This is a genomic window from Streptomyces sp. DG2A-72 (assembly GCF_030499575.1).
GTDB lineage: Bacteria > Actinomycetota > Actinomycetes > Streptomycetales > Streptomycetaceae > Streptomyces.
The window spans coordinates 82,538-96,510 of sequence record NZ_JASTLC010000003.1; the positions used below are offsets into that span (position 1 = coordinate 82,538).

The window sequence follows — 13,973 nt, forward strand, 5'->3', positions numbered from 1 at the left end:
CGGGGCGGCCTGTGGGGGGCCGCCCCGCCGGGCCTGCAAGACGCGGTACCAGGTACCCGTACGACGAGCACAGAGGTTGGCCGTCGCAGTAGCGGAAGCACGCAAGGGGGACTCTTGCGTCATCGGCGGCAGCGGCAAGACGGGACGGCGCGTGGCCGAGCAGTTGGTCGCACGCGGCGCCACACCCGTCACAGCATCGCGCTCGGGACAGCGCCGCTTCGGCTGGCGGGACAAGGCCTCCTGGCGGCCCGCGGTGTCCGCGCGGGCGGTCTGTCTGGTGGACGCGCAGACGGACGACACCGCCGAGCTGATGGCCGAGTTCACCGACGCGGCGGTGCGTGCGGGCGTGGGCCGTCTCGTACTTCTCTCGGTCCGCGCCTGGGAGCAGGCGGACGACACGTCGGGCTTCGCGGTGGAGCGCGCGGTACAGAAGTCGGGCGCCGGGTCGGCCGCCGCGTGGACGGTGCTGCGCCCCACCTGGTTCGCGCAGAACTTCAGCGAGGATTCGCCCCTGCGCGACGCCGTCGCCGCGGGCCGGGTCGAACCGCCCACCGGCGAGGGTTTGGAGCCGTTCATCGACACCACGGCCACGAAGGCGAGGTCTACGCCCTGTCCCGGCCACGCCCGATGACCTTCGGCGCCGCCGTGCGCGAGATCGCGGACGCGTCGGGCCGCGACGTCGAGTACGTCCCGGTCTCCACGCCGCAGTACGTCACACATCTCCTCGGCCGGGGCTTCGACAAGGACTGTGCCGAGTTCGCCGCCGGTCTCCTCGGTACCGTCGCCGACAACGGCGGCGCCTGTCTCCGACGGAGTCCAGCGCGTTCTCGGCCGCCCACCGCGGGACTTCGCGGAGTACGCACGGGACACACTGCCGTGGCAGCGTTCCCGGTGGACTCGGCACCGCGATGGGTGACACGGTCCGTGCCGCGTTCACCTCGGGCTTCCATGCGGCTGCCGGCATCAGCGCGGTACTCGCCGCGGCGATGGGCGCCCTGGCCTTCCTGCTCCTCGGGCGGGTCGAGCCGACGGGCCCGGCACGGGAGCGGCAGGTGCGGGACGACACCGGCACAGAAGGTGGTGTCGTGGTCCCGGCACCGACCCGGGGCCGGGGTCGGGCTGCAGCCGCCACGACGAAGGCACGGGGGCACGACGAAGAGGCCTCACCTCCCCGAAGGGAGGGTGAGGCCTCTTCGTGTAGCAGGTCAGTCCTGCCAGCTGTGCGCGGCGCGGAACCCAGGGCTGCGCTCGAGGCGGCGCCAAACAGCCTTGGAGCGGTCGTCACCGGCGGCGGACGGGGTCTGCTGCGCCCGCGCCACCGCGCGGGCCATCAGCACCGCGGTGACGGCCGCGAGCTCCTCCGGCCCCGCCTCACCCCGCTCGACCCTGACAAGGGACTCCTCCATACCGGCTCCTTTCTACTGGGGCGGGTTGCCGTGTTTGCGGGACGGCAGGCCGGCGTGCTTGTTGCGCAGCATCGCCAGGGAGTTGATGAGGACCTCCCGGGTCTCGCGGGGGTCGATCACATCGTCGACGAGGCCGCGCTCGGCCGCGTAATAGGGGTGCATCAGCTCGGACTTGTACTCCTTGACCATCCGCACCCGCATCGCCTCGGGGTTCTCGGCCTCGGCGATCTGACGCCGAAAGATCACATTCGCGGCGCCTTCCGCGCCCATGACGGCGATCTCGTTGGTCGGCCAGGCATAGGTGAGGTCGGCGCCGATGGACTGGGAGTCCATGACGATGTACGCGCCGCCATAGGCCTTCCTGAGGACCAGGGAGATCCGCGGCACGGTGGCGTTGCAGTACGCGTAGAGCAGCTTCGCGCCGTGGCGAATGATGCCACCGTGCTCCTGGTCGACACCCGGCAGAAACCCGGGCACGTCGAGGAACGTGATGATCGGGATGTTGAAGGCATCGCACATCTGCACAAAGCGCGCCGCCTTCTCCGACGCCTCGATGTCCAGCACGCCTGCCAGAGTCTGCGGCTGGTTGGCCACGATCCCGACCACCCGGCCGTCCATCCGGGCCAGGGCGCAGACGATGTTGCGGGCCCAGCGCTCGTGCACCTCCAGGTAGTCGCCGTCGTCGACGATCTCCTCGATGACCTGATGCATGTCGTAGGGGCGGTTGCCGTCGACGGGCACCAGCTCGAGCAGTCGCTCCCCGCACCGGTCCGCGGGGTTGCCGCAGACCTCGGCCGGGGGGTTCTCGCGGTTGTTGGAGGGCAGCATCGCCAGGAGGTAGCGGACCTCGGCGATGCAGGTCTCCTCGTCGTCGTACGCGAAGTGCGCGACGCCCGAGGTCTCAGCGTGCACATCGGCGCCGCCGAGGCCGTTCTGGGTGATCTCCTCGCCGGTGACGGCCTTCACGACGTCAGGCCCGGTGATGAACATCTGCGAGGTGTCGCGGACCATGAACACGAAGTCGGTGAGGGCGGGGCTGTACGCCGCGCCGCCCGCGCACGGGCCCAGCATCACGCTGATCTGCGGGATGACACCGGACGCGCGCGTATTGCGCTGGAAGATGCCGCCGTAGCCCGCGAGCGCGCTCACACCCTCCTGAATGCGGGCACCCGCACCGTCGTTGAGCGACACGAGCGGCGCACCGGCCGCGATGGCCATGTCCATGACCTTGTGGATCTTCGTAGCATGCGCTTCACCGAGCGCGCCGCCGAAGATCCGGAAGTCATGCGCGTAGACGAAGACCGTGCGGCCCTCGACCGTGCCCCAGCCGGTGATGACACCGTCGGTGTAGGGCTTCTTGCCCTCCAGGCCGAACCCGGTCGCCCGGTGCCGGCGCAGCTGCTCGACCTCCTTGAACGACCCTGGATCCAGAAGCAGTCCGATGCGCTCACGTGCCGTCAGCTTGCCCTTCGCGTGCTGCGCCTCGGTCGCCCTCTCGCTGGGGCCCTGCCGCGCTTGCTCCCGAATGGCGCGGAGTTCGGCGACTGGTCCGGTCGCATGCTGTTCCTCACGTGGCTGCCGCCGTAGTGGAGTTGCCATGGAATATTCGTCCTCTCACGCCGCTGGGGTGATCTCCAGGAGGCCCGCACCGTCCTGCACCCGCAGGAGGGCGCACACATCGCGCAGGCCCGACTCGAGCTGGGCGATCTCGTCGTCCCCGATGTGGATCGAAGGCTCGAAGCGCAGGGTGTTCGGGGAGCTGGCGGTCGGGAAGGTGCGCACCCGGTGGGTGCGGAGCAGCTTGCCCGCGAGGGCATAGCCGAGCGTGGCGCCCTCCGCGTGCTGGCGCAGTTCCTCGATCTCGGACCCTGACTGGTCCTGGAACTCCAGGCCCAGCATCAGTCCCCGGCCGCGCACGTCACCGACGACGTCGGGGAAGTCCCGCTGCACCGACCGGAGCATGGCGAGGAGGTGCTCCCCGCGTTCGGCGGCCTTGCGGTAGGCCGCGCCGTCGTCGGCCTCCAGAAGGTCGAGGACCTTGAGCCCGATGGTGGTGGAGAAGTAGTCCTTGGCGAAGGTCGAGCTGTGCACCAGCTCGAACTGCGGGCGGTAGCGCGAGGAGCGGGCGAGCATCACGGCGGCCTTGGCGAGTCCGCCGCCCAGGCTCTTGGCCAGGGCGTAGTAGTCGCCGCGCAGACCGATGCCGGTGCCGGCGAGGAAGGTGCCGGTGCGGCCCATGCCGCTCTGCACCTCGTCCACGATGACGGGAACGCCGGCCGCGGCGCAGGCCGACTGGATCTGCGCGGCGCTCTCGGCGTCCAGGAGCTGGATGCCGCCCTCGCCCTGGACGGGTTCGAGGACGAAGGCACAGAGCAGCGGCAGCCGTCGGGTCACGACGCTGATCTCGTTGCCGGTGACGTCCAGGTCGAGGAGGTCGACACGCTCCTCCTCGAAGATCTTCGGCAGTGTCGGCAGCTCTTCGCGGGCAACGAAGCGGGCCGGTGTGCCGAGGGCCGCGAACGGGATGCGGTAGGCGGCGTTGTGGGTGAGCTGGACGCTGCCCATCAACTTGCCGTGGAATCCGCCCTCCAGGGCGAAGAGCAGCGGTTCGCAGGCCGCGCGGGCCGCGTTCACCTCGGTGATGCGGGCGGCGAGGGCGTCGATGCCGTCGGCCGCGAGGGCGGCGGCGTCCGGGCCCGCCGCGCAGGCGGCCTCCACCGGGATGGCCGCGGTGCCCGCCGCCACGGCGGCGCGGGCCGTCTCGATGTGCTCCGCGATCTCGGCCTGGAGCTCGGCGGCCTTCAGAGCACGGTCGAGTTCCGCGTGTTTCACGGCGATCTCGACAGCCTCGGCGCCGCTGTTGGCGAAGACGGCGTTGTACGTCTCGTCCTCGCCGGTCTCCCGGCTCACGATGGCGCTGAGCCGGGCGGCGAGCTCGGTCGCGTAGGGGTGCCGGGAGAACTGGGCGTGCACGGGCGCGCCCGCGGCCAGCATCTCCTGGGCCAGGGCCACGATTTCGGGGTGGTTGTGGCCGAGCATCAGCGAGCCGTAGCCACCGGCGAAGTCGACCACGGGGATCTCACGCCCCTGCTCGTCGAGCCGGTAGAGGTAGTCGCCCTCGGCGCGCACATAGTGGGCGTCGAGGCCAACGGTGGACAGCCAGCCGAGCAGATGGGATTCGGCGAGGTCTATGTCGTCCATGGTCCGGTGAAGCCTCCGTAGTCGTCAGTGGCCGGCCCGCGATCGAACGGTCCCCGGTCCCGGGCCGAGAGGCATGGACAGATACGCACAGCAGGCCGTGCAGGAATTCCTTGAGAGGCCGGCCTCCTGCTCGCTCTCCAAGGCCGCACTGGCCGCCGATTCGGCTGCCGCCGGGGCTAATTCACCGTAGCTCTTTGGTGAAATTCCAGGTCACTTGTGATTCTCATTCCGGTAACCAGCACCTCGTGGCCCTCAAGGGAGCGGAATGAGCGGCAAATTGACGCTGCGTCATCGCGGGGCGATAACTTGGCGCTCCATGGATCGCGCGACGTCCTTCCTGATCGACCTGCGAACGGGAGAGGGGAGAAACCCGCGGAAGAGTCGGACCGGAACGAAAGGGTGACACCAGTGGTGAACAGCAAGTGGTTCAGGCGATTCGGAGGGGCTTCGGACGGCGGGCTCAGGCTTGTGTGCTTCCCGCACGCGGGTGCCTCTGCGACCGCGTATCTGCGCCTGTCCCGGACTCTTCCCGAGGGCCTGGACGTCCTGTCCGTGCAGTATCCGGGGCGACAGGACCGGCGCCAGGAGCGGCCGTTCACCAGCCTCACCGCTCTCGCCAAGGCCGTTGCGGGCGAACTGGCCCCCTTCGCCGATCGGCCGTACGCGTTCTTCGGTCACAGCATGGGCGCGGTCGTCGCCTACGAGACGGCCCGGCTGCTCGCCGAGCGTCGACTGCCCGGCCCGCAAAGGCTCTTTGTGTCCGGGCGTGGCGCGCCGGGTCCGCGGCCGAATGTGCACGACCGGCTCGCTACGGACGCCGATGTGCTGGCCGCCGTCCGCAGACTCGGTGGCACCGAGCAGACCGTGCTCGACGACCCGGAGCTGCTGGAACTGGTGCTGCCCGTGCTGCGCGCCGACTACCGGGCGCTCGGCTCGTACACCTGGATGGACGGCCCTGCACTGACCGTGCCGGTGACCGCGCTGATCGGGAACAGCGACCCGGTAGTGACGGTCCAAGAGGCGGTGGAGTGGCGGGAGCACACGCGCGGCGCCTTCTCCTTGGAGGTGTTTCCCGGGGGCCACTTCTACCTGGACGATCAGCTGACCGGCGTCGCCACGGCGATCACGAACGGTCTGCTGACCGACGCGACCGCGGTCGCACCGTGACGTTGCCGCACCACTGCGGGAGCCGCAGTGGTGCGGCACGCGTCAGTCGCGGCTGCGCACCGGCACCCGCTCCACCCGTACGGCGCCGAGGTTGAGCTGCGGCAGGGGGGAGGTGTCCAGACGCATCAGCGTGCGCAGCAGGTGTCGTCGCCGGCCGTGCGGTGCCTCGTCACCGAGCGCTTCGTGTATCCAAGGCGTGGGCAGGGCGAGCTGTCCCTGGCGCACCCTCGAGAGCAGGATGTCGGACAGCCGGTCCACGGTGGCGTCTGTCAGATGCGGCAGCGTCAGCGTGGACCCCTGGGCTTGTCCGCAGCCCCATGTAGGCCTGCTGCGCAGCAGGTTCGGGCGAGCCGCCAGGATGACCATGAGGGGCGACGGGCCGGCGGCGCCGACGAACTGCTCCAGGAAGTCCAGGCTCGTGGCGTCCAGTTCGTGCCCGTCGTCGACGAAGACCACGAGCGGATGGTCGAGAGCCACGGCGTGCAGGAGCCTGACGCCGGCCGCCAGCAGTGCCTCCCGCCGGTGCGGCTTTGGCCCGCCGTCGCCTGCTGTGATCAACTCGGCGACACAGGCACCTACTTCGGTGGCCTCAGCCTGGTCCACGATGCAGGCGTAAGCGACCTGTCGCACCAGATCGGCGCAGGCAGCGGCGTCGGCAGCGGGTGCGGCGTCGCACAGCGCGACCAGGAGGTTCCGGAGCAGCCCGAGGGGCCGGCGGGCGCCTTCGGGGCCGCTCACCAGGAACTGGGCGTCGTCCCAGCGGGCCATGGCGCGGCGCTCGAATTCGAGTACCAGCCGCGTCTTGCCCACACCTCCTTCGCCGAGGACGGTGACGAGTTGTGAGACGGACCGGTGACGTGTCCGGCCGAGCAGGCCGCACAGCACGTCGAGTTCGTGGTCGCGGTCGACCACCGGGATCGAGGGGTGGGCGAGGGAACGCCACTGGACGGAGCGCGCCCGCCAGCCTGCCGCCGGCCCTCCGGAGTCGGTGTAGCTGACACCGGCGGTCCCGGCGGTATGCGTCCGTGTCCGTTCACAGGCCCGTGCCGTTCCCGCGGCCGTGTAGGCCATGAGGGTGCGGCAGGTGTCCAGTACGGGGCCGGTGACCATCGGCGGCGCATACCGGTCCGCGGCCTCGACCAGGTTGTGCAGCTGCGCTTCGCCGGTCACCACGGTTGCCCGGACGTTCACCGGTACCATTCCGTGCGTGCGCGGCTCCAGCATGGCAAGGGCCGTGGAGACCGCCCGCTTCGGTGCCTCATCTCCGGTGAACACGGCAAGCAACGCGGGACCCGCCGGCGCCGCGGCGGTGCCACCGAAGTAGTCCGTCGTGTGCCGCAGAGCATCCGCGACCGCAGTCAGCCCGCGCTCCACGCTCCGGTCGTTGTGGGGGGCGTGGCCGTCGACGGCGACCTGCACCATCACCACACTGCAGGACGTCTGTGCAACCCCCGCCTGCACAGACGTCTTGAGGGCGGTGAGAGCAAGCTCCGGATCCGGTGCGACCGATGACGGTTCGGCGGGTACGGGGTGTTCCGGCATGGCAGGCGGGGGTGAGGTGGGCACCGATCGGGTGTGTTCCTCAGCGTGCTCCCGGATTCGGCCCGGTGCCAGCAGAGAGTCGTCGTGGCGCAGTATGGCCTGCTGCAGCCACTGCAGTCCTCGGCCGGGCTCCAGACCGAGCTGCTCCACCAGCTGCTTGCGCATGCGGTTGTACGCGCTGAGCGCGTCGGTGTGCCGTCCGCACCGGTAGAGCGCAAGCATCAGCTGGCCGCACAGCCGCTCCCGCAGTGTCCCCGCTTCCATGGCCGTCTCGATCTCGCGCAGTACGGCGTGGTGGCGGCCGAGGGCGAGCTCCGCCTCGAAGTAGTCCTCCAGAACGTCGACCCGGGTGCTCTCCAGGCCCACCAGCTCCGGCCAGGTGAAGCCTGCCTCGACGAGATCGGCGAGGACGGCACCGCGCCACAGGCCCACGGCCTGCTGCAGGGTCTGCGCGGCGCTCAGCGCAGAGCCGCCCGAGAGCTGTGCCTGTCCTTCCTTGGCGAGCCGCTGGAACTCGAACACATCCACGTCCTCGGGGTCCAGTTGCAGCACATATCCGGGCGGGCGGGTGAGCAGCGACGGCCTGTCCTGGTCGGCTTGGCCGGAGTTGAGGGCACCGCGCAGGCCCCAGATGGCGTTGTGCAGGATCTTGCGTGCGGAGTTGGGCACTTCGTCGATCGGCCAAAGGGCATCCATCAGCGCGCTGGTGGAGACCACCCGGTTGGCGTTGAGCAGGAGAAAACCCAGCACGGCGCGCTGCTTTATGCCCTGTATCGGGATGCTCTCACCGTTGTCGGTGAGTTCCAGCGGCCCAAGAACATGGAACTTCATCGTGGTTCCTCGCTCCTCCCAGGAGAGACGGGGCTGACGTGGGCGCGTCACCGCGCCCATCACTGTGAACTGCAGGTTGGTCGGCCGCTCCGCCGTGGCATGCAGGTGGCGGAACTGCTGTCGGAGGGTGCGGGCGTCAAAGGTGGGGAGCCGGCTTGCTCATCTGCTCGGCCTGCCCTGTGGCTCGGTTCTGTCCGGCGTCCCGTCTCGGCTTCGCCGCGGATTTCACGGGAGAGAGGCGGCCAAACGGCGGCAATCGCACACCAGTTCAAGCAGAGTGGAAAGTGCGGTGCCGCAACGAGTGTCAGACCGGACGGCGACACATACAGGGAGAGTCCTGGCCGCCCCGCTTGCGCTCTTCGGCCGGTCCTTGACTTCTCACGCTTCAATACTGCGGGCACCTCGGCGCGGCAGGCCATCGGAACCTCAATAAGTCGCAACAGCAAGGTATCTGGACACGTCAATCGGTGCTTCCGGAAAGCCGATGACCGACTGATGACCACAAGGACCACCTGGGAACTGGATCGTGAGGGGTCCGTTCGGCCGGTGCCGGCGCGGGGAAACGTGTGGCACCGGCCGAACGGGGTTCTGGGAAGTCGGGCAGAAGCGGACCAGCACATCGCGGTCGCGGGGATCGCGGTGAGTGGGCTCCGTCTCAGGCCTGCCCCGCAACGGCTGCCGCACCGTCGACCACTGCGTGGTCGCGCTCCAGCCGGCCCACCGCCCTTGCGCCGCCCGGCGAGCCGAGCTCTTGGAAGACCTCGGCGCCTGCGCGCCCGAACGCGCTCCACTCCGCCGGGAGATCCTCCTCGTAGAAGATCGACTCGGCCGGGCAGACGGGCTCGCAGGCGCCGCAGTCCACGCATTCGTCGGGGTGGATGTAGAGCATGCGCGGGCCCTCGTAGATGCAGTCCACGGGACACTCGTCGATGCACGCCTTGTCCTTGACGTCTATGCAGGGCTGCGCGATTACGTAGGTCATGGGGACTCCTCATGATCGGATGCGGTGGACCCGGGCCTCAGCGGGCGACGGTCCAGGTGTCGTTGCCGGTGAGGAGGGCGGCGAGGTCGCCCTTGCCGTTCTGCTCGATGGCGGCGTCGAGTTGGTCGGACATCTGGGTGTCGTAGACGGGCCGGTCGATGTTGCGGAAGACGCCGATGGGGGTGTGGTGGAGGGTGTCGGGGTCGGCGAGGCGGGAGAGGGCGAAGGCGGTGGTCGGTGATGTCGTGCAGGCGTCGTGGATCACGATGTCGCTCTGGTTGGCCTCGGTGACTGTGACGACTTTCAGGTCGCCGGTGGCAGCATCGCGTACGACGCCCTTGCTCTGGTCGGCGCCGAAGCGGATCGGCTGCCCGTGTTCCAGGCGGATCACGGCCTCTTCGGCCTGCTGCTTGTCCTTGATCGCGTCGAAGGCGCCGTCGTTGAAGATGTTGCAGTTCTGGTAGATCTCGACGAGGGCGGTGCCCGGGTGGGCGGCGGCCTGGCGCAGCACTTCGGTGAGGTGCTTGCGGTCGGAGTCCACCGTCCGGGCCACGAAGGACGCCTCGGCGCCGATGGCCAGCGAGACCGGGTTGAAGGGTGCGTCGAGGGAGCCCATCGGCGTCGACTTGGTGATCTTGCCGACTTCCGACGTCGGGGAGTACTGGCCCTTGGTGAGGCCGTAGATCCGGTTGTTGAAGAGCAGGATCTTGAGGTTCACATTGCGGCGCAGGGCGTGGATGAGGTGGTTGCCGCCGATGGACAGCGCGTCGCCGTCGCCGGTGACGACCCACACGGACAGGTCGCGGCGGGAGGATGCCAGGCCGGTCGCGATGGCGGGGGCGCGGCCGTGGATGGAGTGCATGCCGTAGGTGTTCATGTAGTACGGGAAGCGGGAGCTGCAGCCGATGCCGGAGACGAAGACGATGTTCTCCTTGGCCAGGCCCAGCTCCGGCATGAAGCCCTGCACGGCCGCCAGGATCGCGTAGTCACCGCAGCCGGGGCACCAGCGCACTTCCTGATCGGACCTGAAGTCCTTCATGGACTGCTTGGCCTCGGACTTCGGCACGTGGGTCAGGGCTTCATATGACATTGAGGACCTCCCGGATCGCGGTGGCGAGCTGGCCCGCTTTGAACGGCATACCGGTGACCTGGTCGTAACTGCAGGCGTCCACCAGGTACTTGGCGCGGACGAGCGTGGCGAGCTGGCCGAGGTTCATCTCCGGTATCAGGACGTGCTCGTAGCGGCGCAGGACCTCGCCCAGATTCCGCGGGAGAGGGTTGAGGTGACGCAGATGGGCCTGGGCCACGGCGACGCCCTCGCGTCTGACCCGGCGGATGGCCGCGGTGATCGGCCCGTAGGTGGAGCCCCAGCCCAGGACCAGCAACTCGGCCTCGCCGATGGGGTCGTCGACCTCCACATCGGGCACCTCGATCCCGTCGACCTTGGCCTGTCGGGTACGGACCATGAGGTCGTGGTTGGCCGGGTCGTAGGAGATATTGCCCGTACCGTCCTGCTTCTCGATCCCGCCGATCCGGTGCTCCAGCCCCGGCGTACCCGGCACCGCCCACGGCCGGGCCAGGGTGTGCGGATCACGCTTGTACGGCCAGAAGACCTCCGTGCCGTCCCCGGTCGTGTGGTTCGGCCCTTGCGCGAACTGCACCCGCAGATCGGGGAGTTCATCGATCTGCGGAATCCGCCACGGCTCCGAGCCGTTCGCCAGATACCCGTCACTCAGCAGGAACACCGGCGTGCGGTAGGTGAGCGCGATCCGTGCCGCCTCCAGCGCCGCATCGAAACAGTCCGCCGGCGTCTTGGGGGCCACGATCGGCACCGGCGCCTCACCATTGCGCCCGTACATGGCCTGCAGCAGATCCGCCTGCTCGGTCTTGGTCGGCAGACCCGTCGACGGACCGCCCCGCTGAATGTCGAGCACCAGCAGCGGCAGCTCCAACGACACCGCGAGCCCGATCGTCTCGGACTTGAGCGCGACCCCGGGCCCCGAGGTCGTCGTCACCGCGAGCGAACCGCCGAAGGCCGCGCCCAGCGCAGCGCCGATGGCGGAAATCTCGTCCTCGGCCTGGAAGGTGCGCACACCGAAGTTCTTGTGCTTGGACAGCTCGTGCAGGATGTCCGAGGCCGGGGTGATCGGGTACGAGCCCAGGAACAGCGGCAGATCCGCCTGCCGCGAGGCGGCGACCAGACCGTAGGAAAGCGTCAGGTTCCCGGAGATGTTCCGGTACGTCCCCGGCGTGAAGGCCTGCGCCGCGGGCTTCACCTCGTAGGAGACCGCGAAGTCCTCGGTGGTCTCACCGAAGTTCCAGCCCGCACGGAACGCCGCGATGTTCGCCGCCGCGATATCCGGCTTCTTCGCGAACTTCGCCTTCAAGAAGGCTTCCGTGCCCTCGGTCGGCCGGTGATACATCCACGACAACAATCCGAGGGCGAACATGTTCTTGCTGCGCCCCGCGTCCTTGCGCGACAGCTCGAAGTCCTTCAGCGCCTCCACCGTCAGCGTGGTCAACGGCACCGCGTGCAGCCGATAGCCGTCAAGGGACCGGTCCTCCAGCGGCGAGGCCTCGTAACCGACCTTCTCCATGGCGCGCTTGGTGAACTCATCCGTGTTGACGATGATCTCCGCGCCGCGCGGCACATCCCCGATATTCGCCTTCAGTGCCGCCGGGTTCATCGCCACCAGCACGTCCGGCGCATCGCCCGGCGTGAGGATGTCGTGGTCCGCGAAGTGCAGCTGGAAAGACGAAACACCCGGCAGGGTTCCGGCAGGAGCACGGATCTCGGCGGGGAAGTTCGGCAGCGTGGAGAGGTCGTTGCCGAACGACGCCGTCTCCGAAGTGAAACGGTCTCCCGTGAGCTGCATCCCGTCACCGGAGTCACCGGCGAACCGGATGATCACCCGGTCCAGGCGGCGCACCGGTGTGTCGGGGGCAGTTTCTGGTGCTTGGGCGGTAGCCATGGCTCTCCGATCGTCTTGGGCGTATGCGGTGGTCAGGTGGGCCGCTCGGCGGGGAAGCCGTGGACGCGGGCCGCGAGCACCACGAGCAGCACCGGGACCATCAGGAGGAGCACGCTCCAGGGGAAGGAGGTCGTGCCCAGGGCCCCGAGGAGGATGCCTCCGACGACGCCGCCGACGGCCATCGCCAGGTTCCACAGGGTGACGAGCATGGCCTGGGCGGTGTCGGCCGCGCTTTCCCCGCCTGCGTCTGCGGCGGCGGTCTGCAGCAGCGTCGGCACTCCACCCCAACCGAGGCCCCAGAGCGTCACGGCCGCGTACACCAGGGGCGGGCTGTTGGCCCAGAGCGCGAGGAGTGCGGCGGCGACGCCGACGAGGAGGGTACTGGCGACGGTCAGGCCGCGCAGGCGACGGTTGATGAGAGCACCGACGACCCAGATGCTGATGAGCGACGCACCGCCGAAGACCAGGAGGACCAAGTCGATCGAGCGGCCCATGCCGACGTGTTCCAGGAAGGTGGCGACGTAGGTGTAGAGGATGGTGTGGGCGAGGACGAAGACGAGGGTGACGAACAGGACGGGCCGGACACCTGGTACGGACAGGGCGGAGAGCATCCGCGTCTTGGCCTCGGTGCGCCGGCCCGGGTAATCGGGCACGACGGCGAGGATCCACACCAGGAGTACGACGGTGAGCGCCGTCATGGTCCAGAAGGCGATCTGCCAGCTGAAGGCCTTACCGATGAAGGTGCCGACGGGCACGCCCACAGAGAGGGCCACGGGGATGCCGGCCATGGCGATGGCGATGGCCTTGCCCTGCAGGTGCGGGGGTGCCATCCGGCGGGCGTAACCGGCGAGCAGCGCCCAGGCGACGCCGGCCGCGACGCCGGCAAGAAAGCGCGCCGCCATCGTCAGCGGGTAGTTGGTGGACACCGCCGTGACTGTGTTGGCGACGGCGAACCCTGCCATGGAAGTGAGCAGCAGCTTCTTGCGGCGCCAGGCCGCAGTGGCGGCGGTCAGCGGGATTGCGGTGAAGGCGGTGCCGAGGGCGTAGACGGTGACCGTCTGTCCGGTGGCGGACTGGCTGACACCGAGATCGGCGCTCATGGCGGGCAGCACCCCGGCAGGCAGGGTCTCCGTCAGGCTGGTGATGAACACGGCCGTGGCCAGCGCGAGCAGCGCCGAGACGGGTAGCCGCCCGAGCGCGGACCGGTCGCGTTGTCCGGCGAGTTCGGTGGTGTCTGTGGTCATGACCGGGTTTCACTCAACCTTCGTGTGTGTGGGCCGCGGTGCGTCGCCCGTTGTGTCCCTCAAGGAGGCTGCGCAGTCGCCGACGGCCCCGGTGCAGACGGGAGTTGACCGTGCCGTGCGGGATTCCGACCAGGTTGGCGATCTCCTCGTAGGGCAGGCCCTCGATGTCGGCGAGGTAGACCACGGTGCGGAAGTCGTCGGGGATGGAGCGCATCGCCTGGCACACGGCCGGGTCGGGGATCCACTTCATGACCTGGGCCTCGGCCGAGGGCAGTCCACCCGAGGTGTGCGAGGCGGCGTTCACCAGCTGCCAGTCGGCGATCTCGGAGGTGGGTGCGCAGCGCGGCTCCAGCTGCTTCTTGCGGTACGACGTCAGGTAGGTGTTGAGCACGATCCGCGCCAGCCAGGCCTTCAGGTTGGAGCCGGGGCTGAACTGCTGGAAGCTGCGGAACGCGCGTATGTAGGCCTCCTGGACGAGATCCTCCGCATCCGCGGGGTGACGTGTCAGCCGCAGGGCCTGTGCGTGGAGTTGAGAGTGGTGGACGAGAGCGTCCCGCACGAAGCGGGCCGAGCGCTGCTCTTCCGTCTCGGTCGCGAGGGCTGTGGTCATGTCCGTCATCGGTTCGGC

The 13,973-nt window shown here is 69.1% G+C and carries 11 protein-coding genes; 2 read left to right on the forward strand and 9 right to left on the reverse strand.

Features of this window, described 5'->3' with window-relative positions; all coding sequences use genetic code 11:
* Positions 1 to 76: 76 nt before the first annotated feature.
* Positions 77 to 631: an SDR family oxidoreductase gene (locus QQY66_RS49555; RefSeq protein WP_301987920.1), complete on the forward strand. Its 555-nt coding sequence runs from the start codon at positions 77 to 79 to the stop codon at positions 629 to 631.
* A gap of 574 nt (positions 632 to 1,205) precedes the next feature.
* Here the strand turns inward: QQY66_RS49555 and QQY66_RS49560 are convergent.
* The 3 genes from QQY66_RS49560 to QQY66_RS49570 are packed head-to-tail and all read right to left on the reverse strand — an operon-like array spanning position 1,206 to position 4,607.
* Positions 1,206 to 1,406 (reverse strand): acyl-CoA carboxylase subunit epsilon, encoded by a 201-nt coding sequence (locus QQY66_RS49560; protein WP_301987921.1) that lies wholly within the window; start codon positions 1,404 to 1,406, stop codon positions 1,206 to 1,208.
* A gap of 12 nt (positions 1,407 to 1,418) precedes the next feature.
* Positions 1,419 to 3,005 carry an acyl-CoA carboxylase subunit beta gene (locus QQY66_RS49565; protein ID WP_301987922.1) on the reverse strand — a complete coding sequence of 529 codons (1,587 nt, stop codon included), beginning with the start codon at positions 3,003 to 3,005 and terminating at the stop codon, positions 1,419 to 1,421.
* Positions 3,006 to 3,020: 15 nt separating this feature from the next.
* Positions 3,021 to 4,607: an aspartate aminotransferase family protein gene (locus tag QQY66_RS49570; protein WP_301987923.1), complete on the reverse strand. Its 1,587-nt coding sequence runs from the start codon at positions 4,605 to 4,607 to the stop codon at positions 3,021 to 3,023.
* A gap of 408 nt (positions 4,608 to 5,015) precedes the next feature.
* Between QQY66_RS49570 and QQY66_RS49575 the strand changes: the two genes are divergently transcribed.
* Positions 5,016 to 5,774: a thioesterase II family protein gene (locus tag QQY66_RS49575; RefSeq protein WP_367667108.1), complete on the forward strand. Its 759-nt coding sequence runs from the start codon at positions 5,016 to 5,018 to the stop codon at positions 5,772 to 5,774.
* 42 nt (positions 5,775 to 5,816) lie between these two features.
* On the opposite strand, the gene QQY66_RS49580 is transcribed toward QQY66_RS49575, so the two are convergent.
* The 6 genes from QQY66_RS49580 to QQY66_RS49605 all read right to left on the reverse strand — a co-directional run bounded on the left by QQY66_RS49580 (position 5,817) and on the right by QQY66_RS49605 (position 13,964).
* Positions 5,817 to 8,147, reverse strand: a complete 2,331-nt coding sequence (locus QQY66_RS49580) for a BTAD domain-containing putative transcriptional regulator (RefSeq protein WP_301987924.1) — start codon at positions 8,145 to 8,147, stop codon at positions 5,817 to 5,819.
* 655 nt (positions 8,148 to 8,802) lie between these two features.
* Positions 8,803 to 9,129, reverse strand: coding sequence for a ferredoxin (gene fdxA / locus QQY66_RS49585; protein WP_301987925.1), 327 nt, complete (start codon positions 9,127 to 9,129; stop codon positions 8,803 to 8,805).
* 37 nt (positions 9,130 to 9,166) lie between these two features.
* Positions 9,167 to 10,219, reverse strand: coding sequence for a 2-oxoacid:ferredoxin oxidoreductase subunit beta (locus QQY66_RS49590; RefSeq protein ID WP_301987926.1), 1,053 nt, complete (start codon positions 10,217 to 10,219; stop codon positions 9,167 to 9,169).
* Entirely contained in the window at positions 10,209 to 12,101 is a 1,893-nt protein-coding gene (locus tag QQY66_RS49595) for a 2-oxoacid:acceptor oxidoreductase subunit alpha (RefSeq protein ID WP_301987927.1), read from the reverse strand. The genes QQY66_RS49590 and QQY66_RS49595 overlap by 11 nt, the downstream gene beginning before the upstream one ends.
* A gap of 32 nt (positions 12,102 to 12,133) precedes the next feature.
* Positions 12,134 to 13,345: an MFS transporter gene (locus QQY66_RS49600; protein WP_301987928.1), complete on the reverse strand. Its 1,212-nt coding sequence runs from the start codon at positions 13,343 to 13,345 to the stop codon at positions 12,134 to 12,136.
* A 13-nt stretch (positions 13,346 to 13,358) separates the two neighbouring features.
* Positions 13,359 to 13,964 (reverse strand): sigma-70 family RNA polymerase sigma factor, encoded by a 606-nt coding sequence (locus tag QQY66_RS49605; protein ID WP_301987929.1) that lies wholly within the window; start codon positions 13,962 to 13,964, stop codon positions 13,359 to 13,361.
* Positions 13,965 to 13,973: the final 9 nt, after the last annotated feature.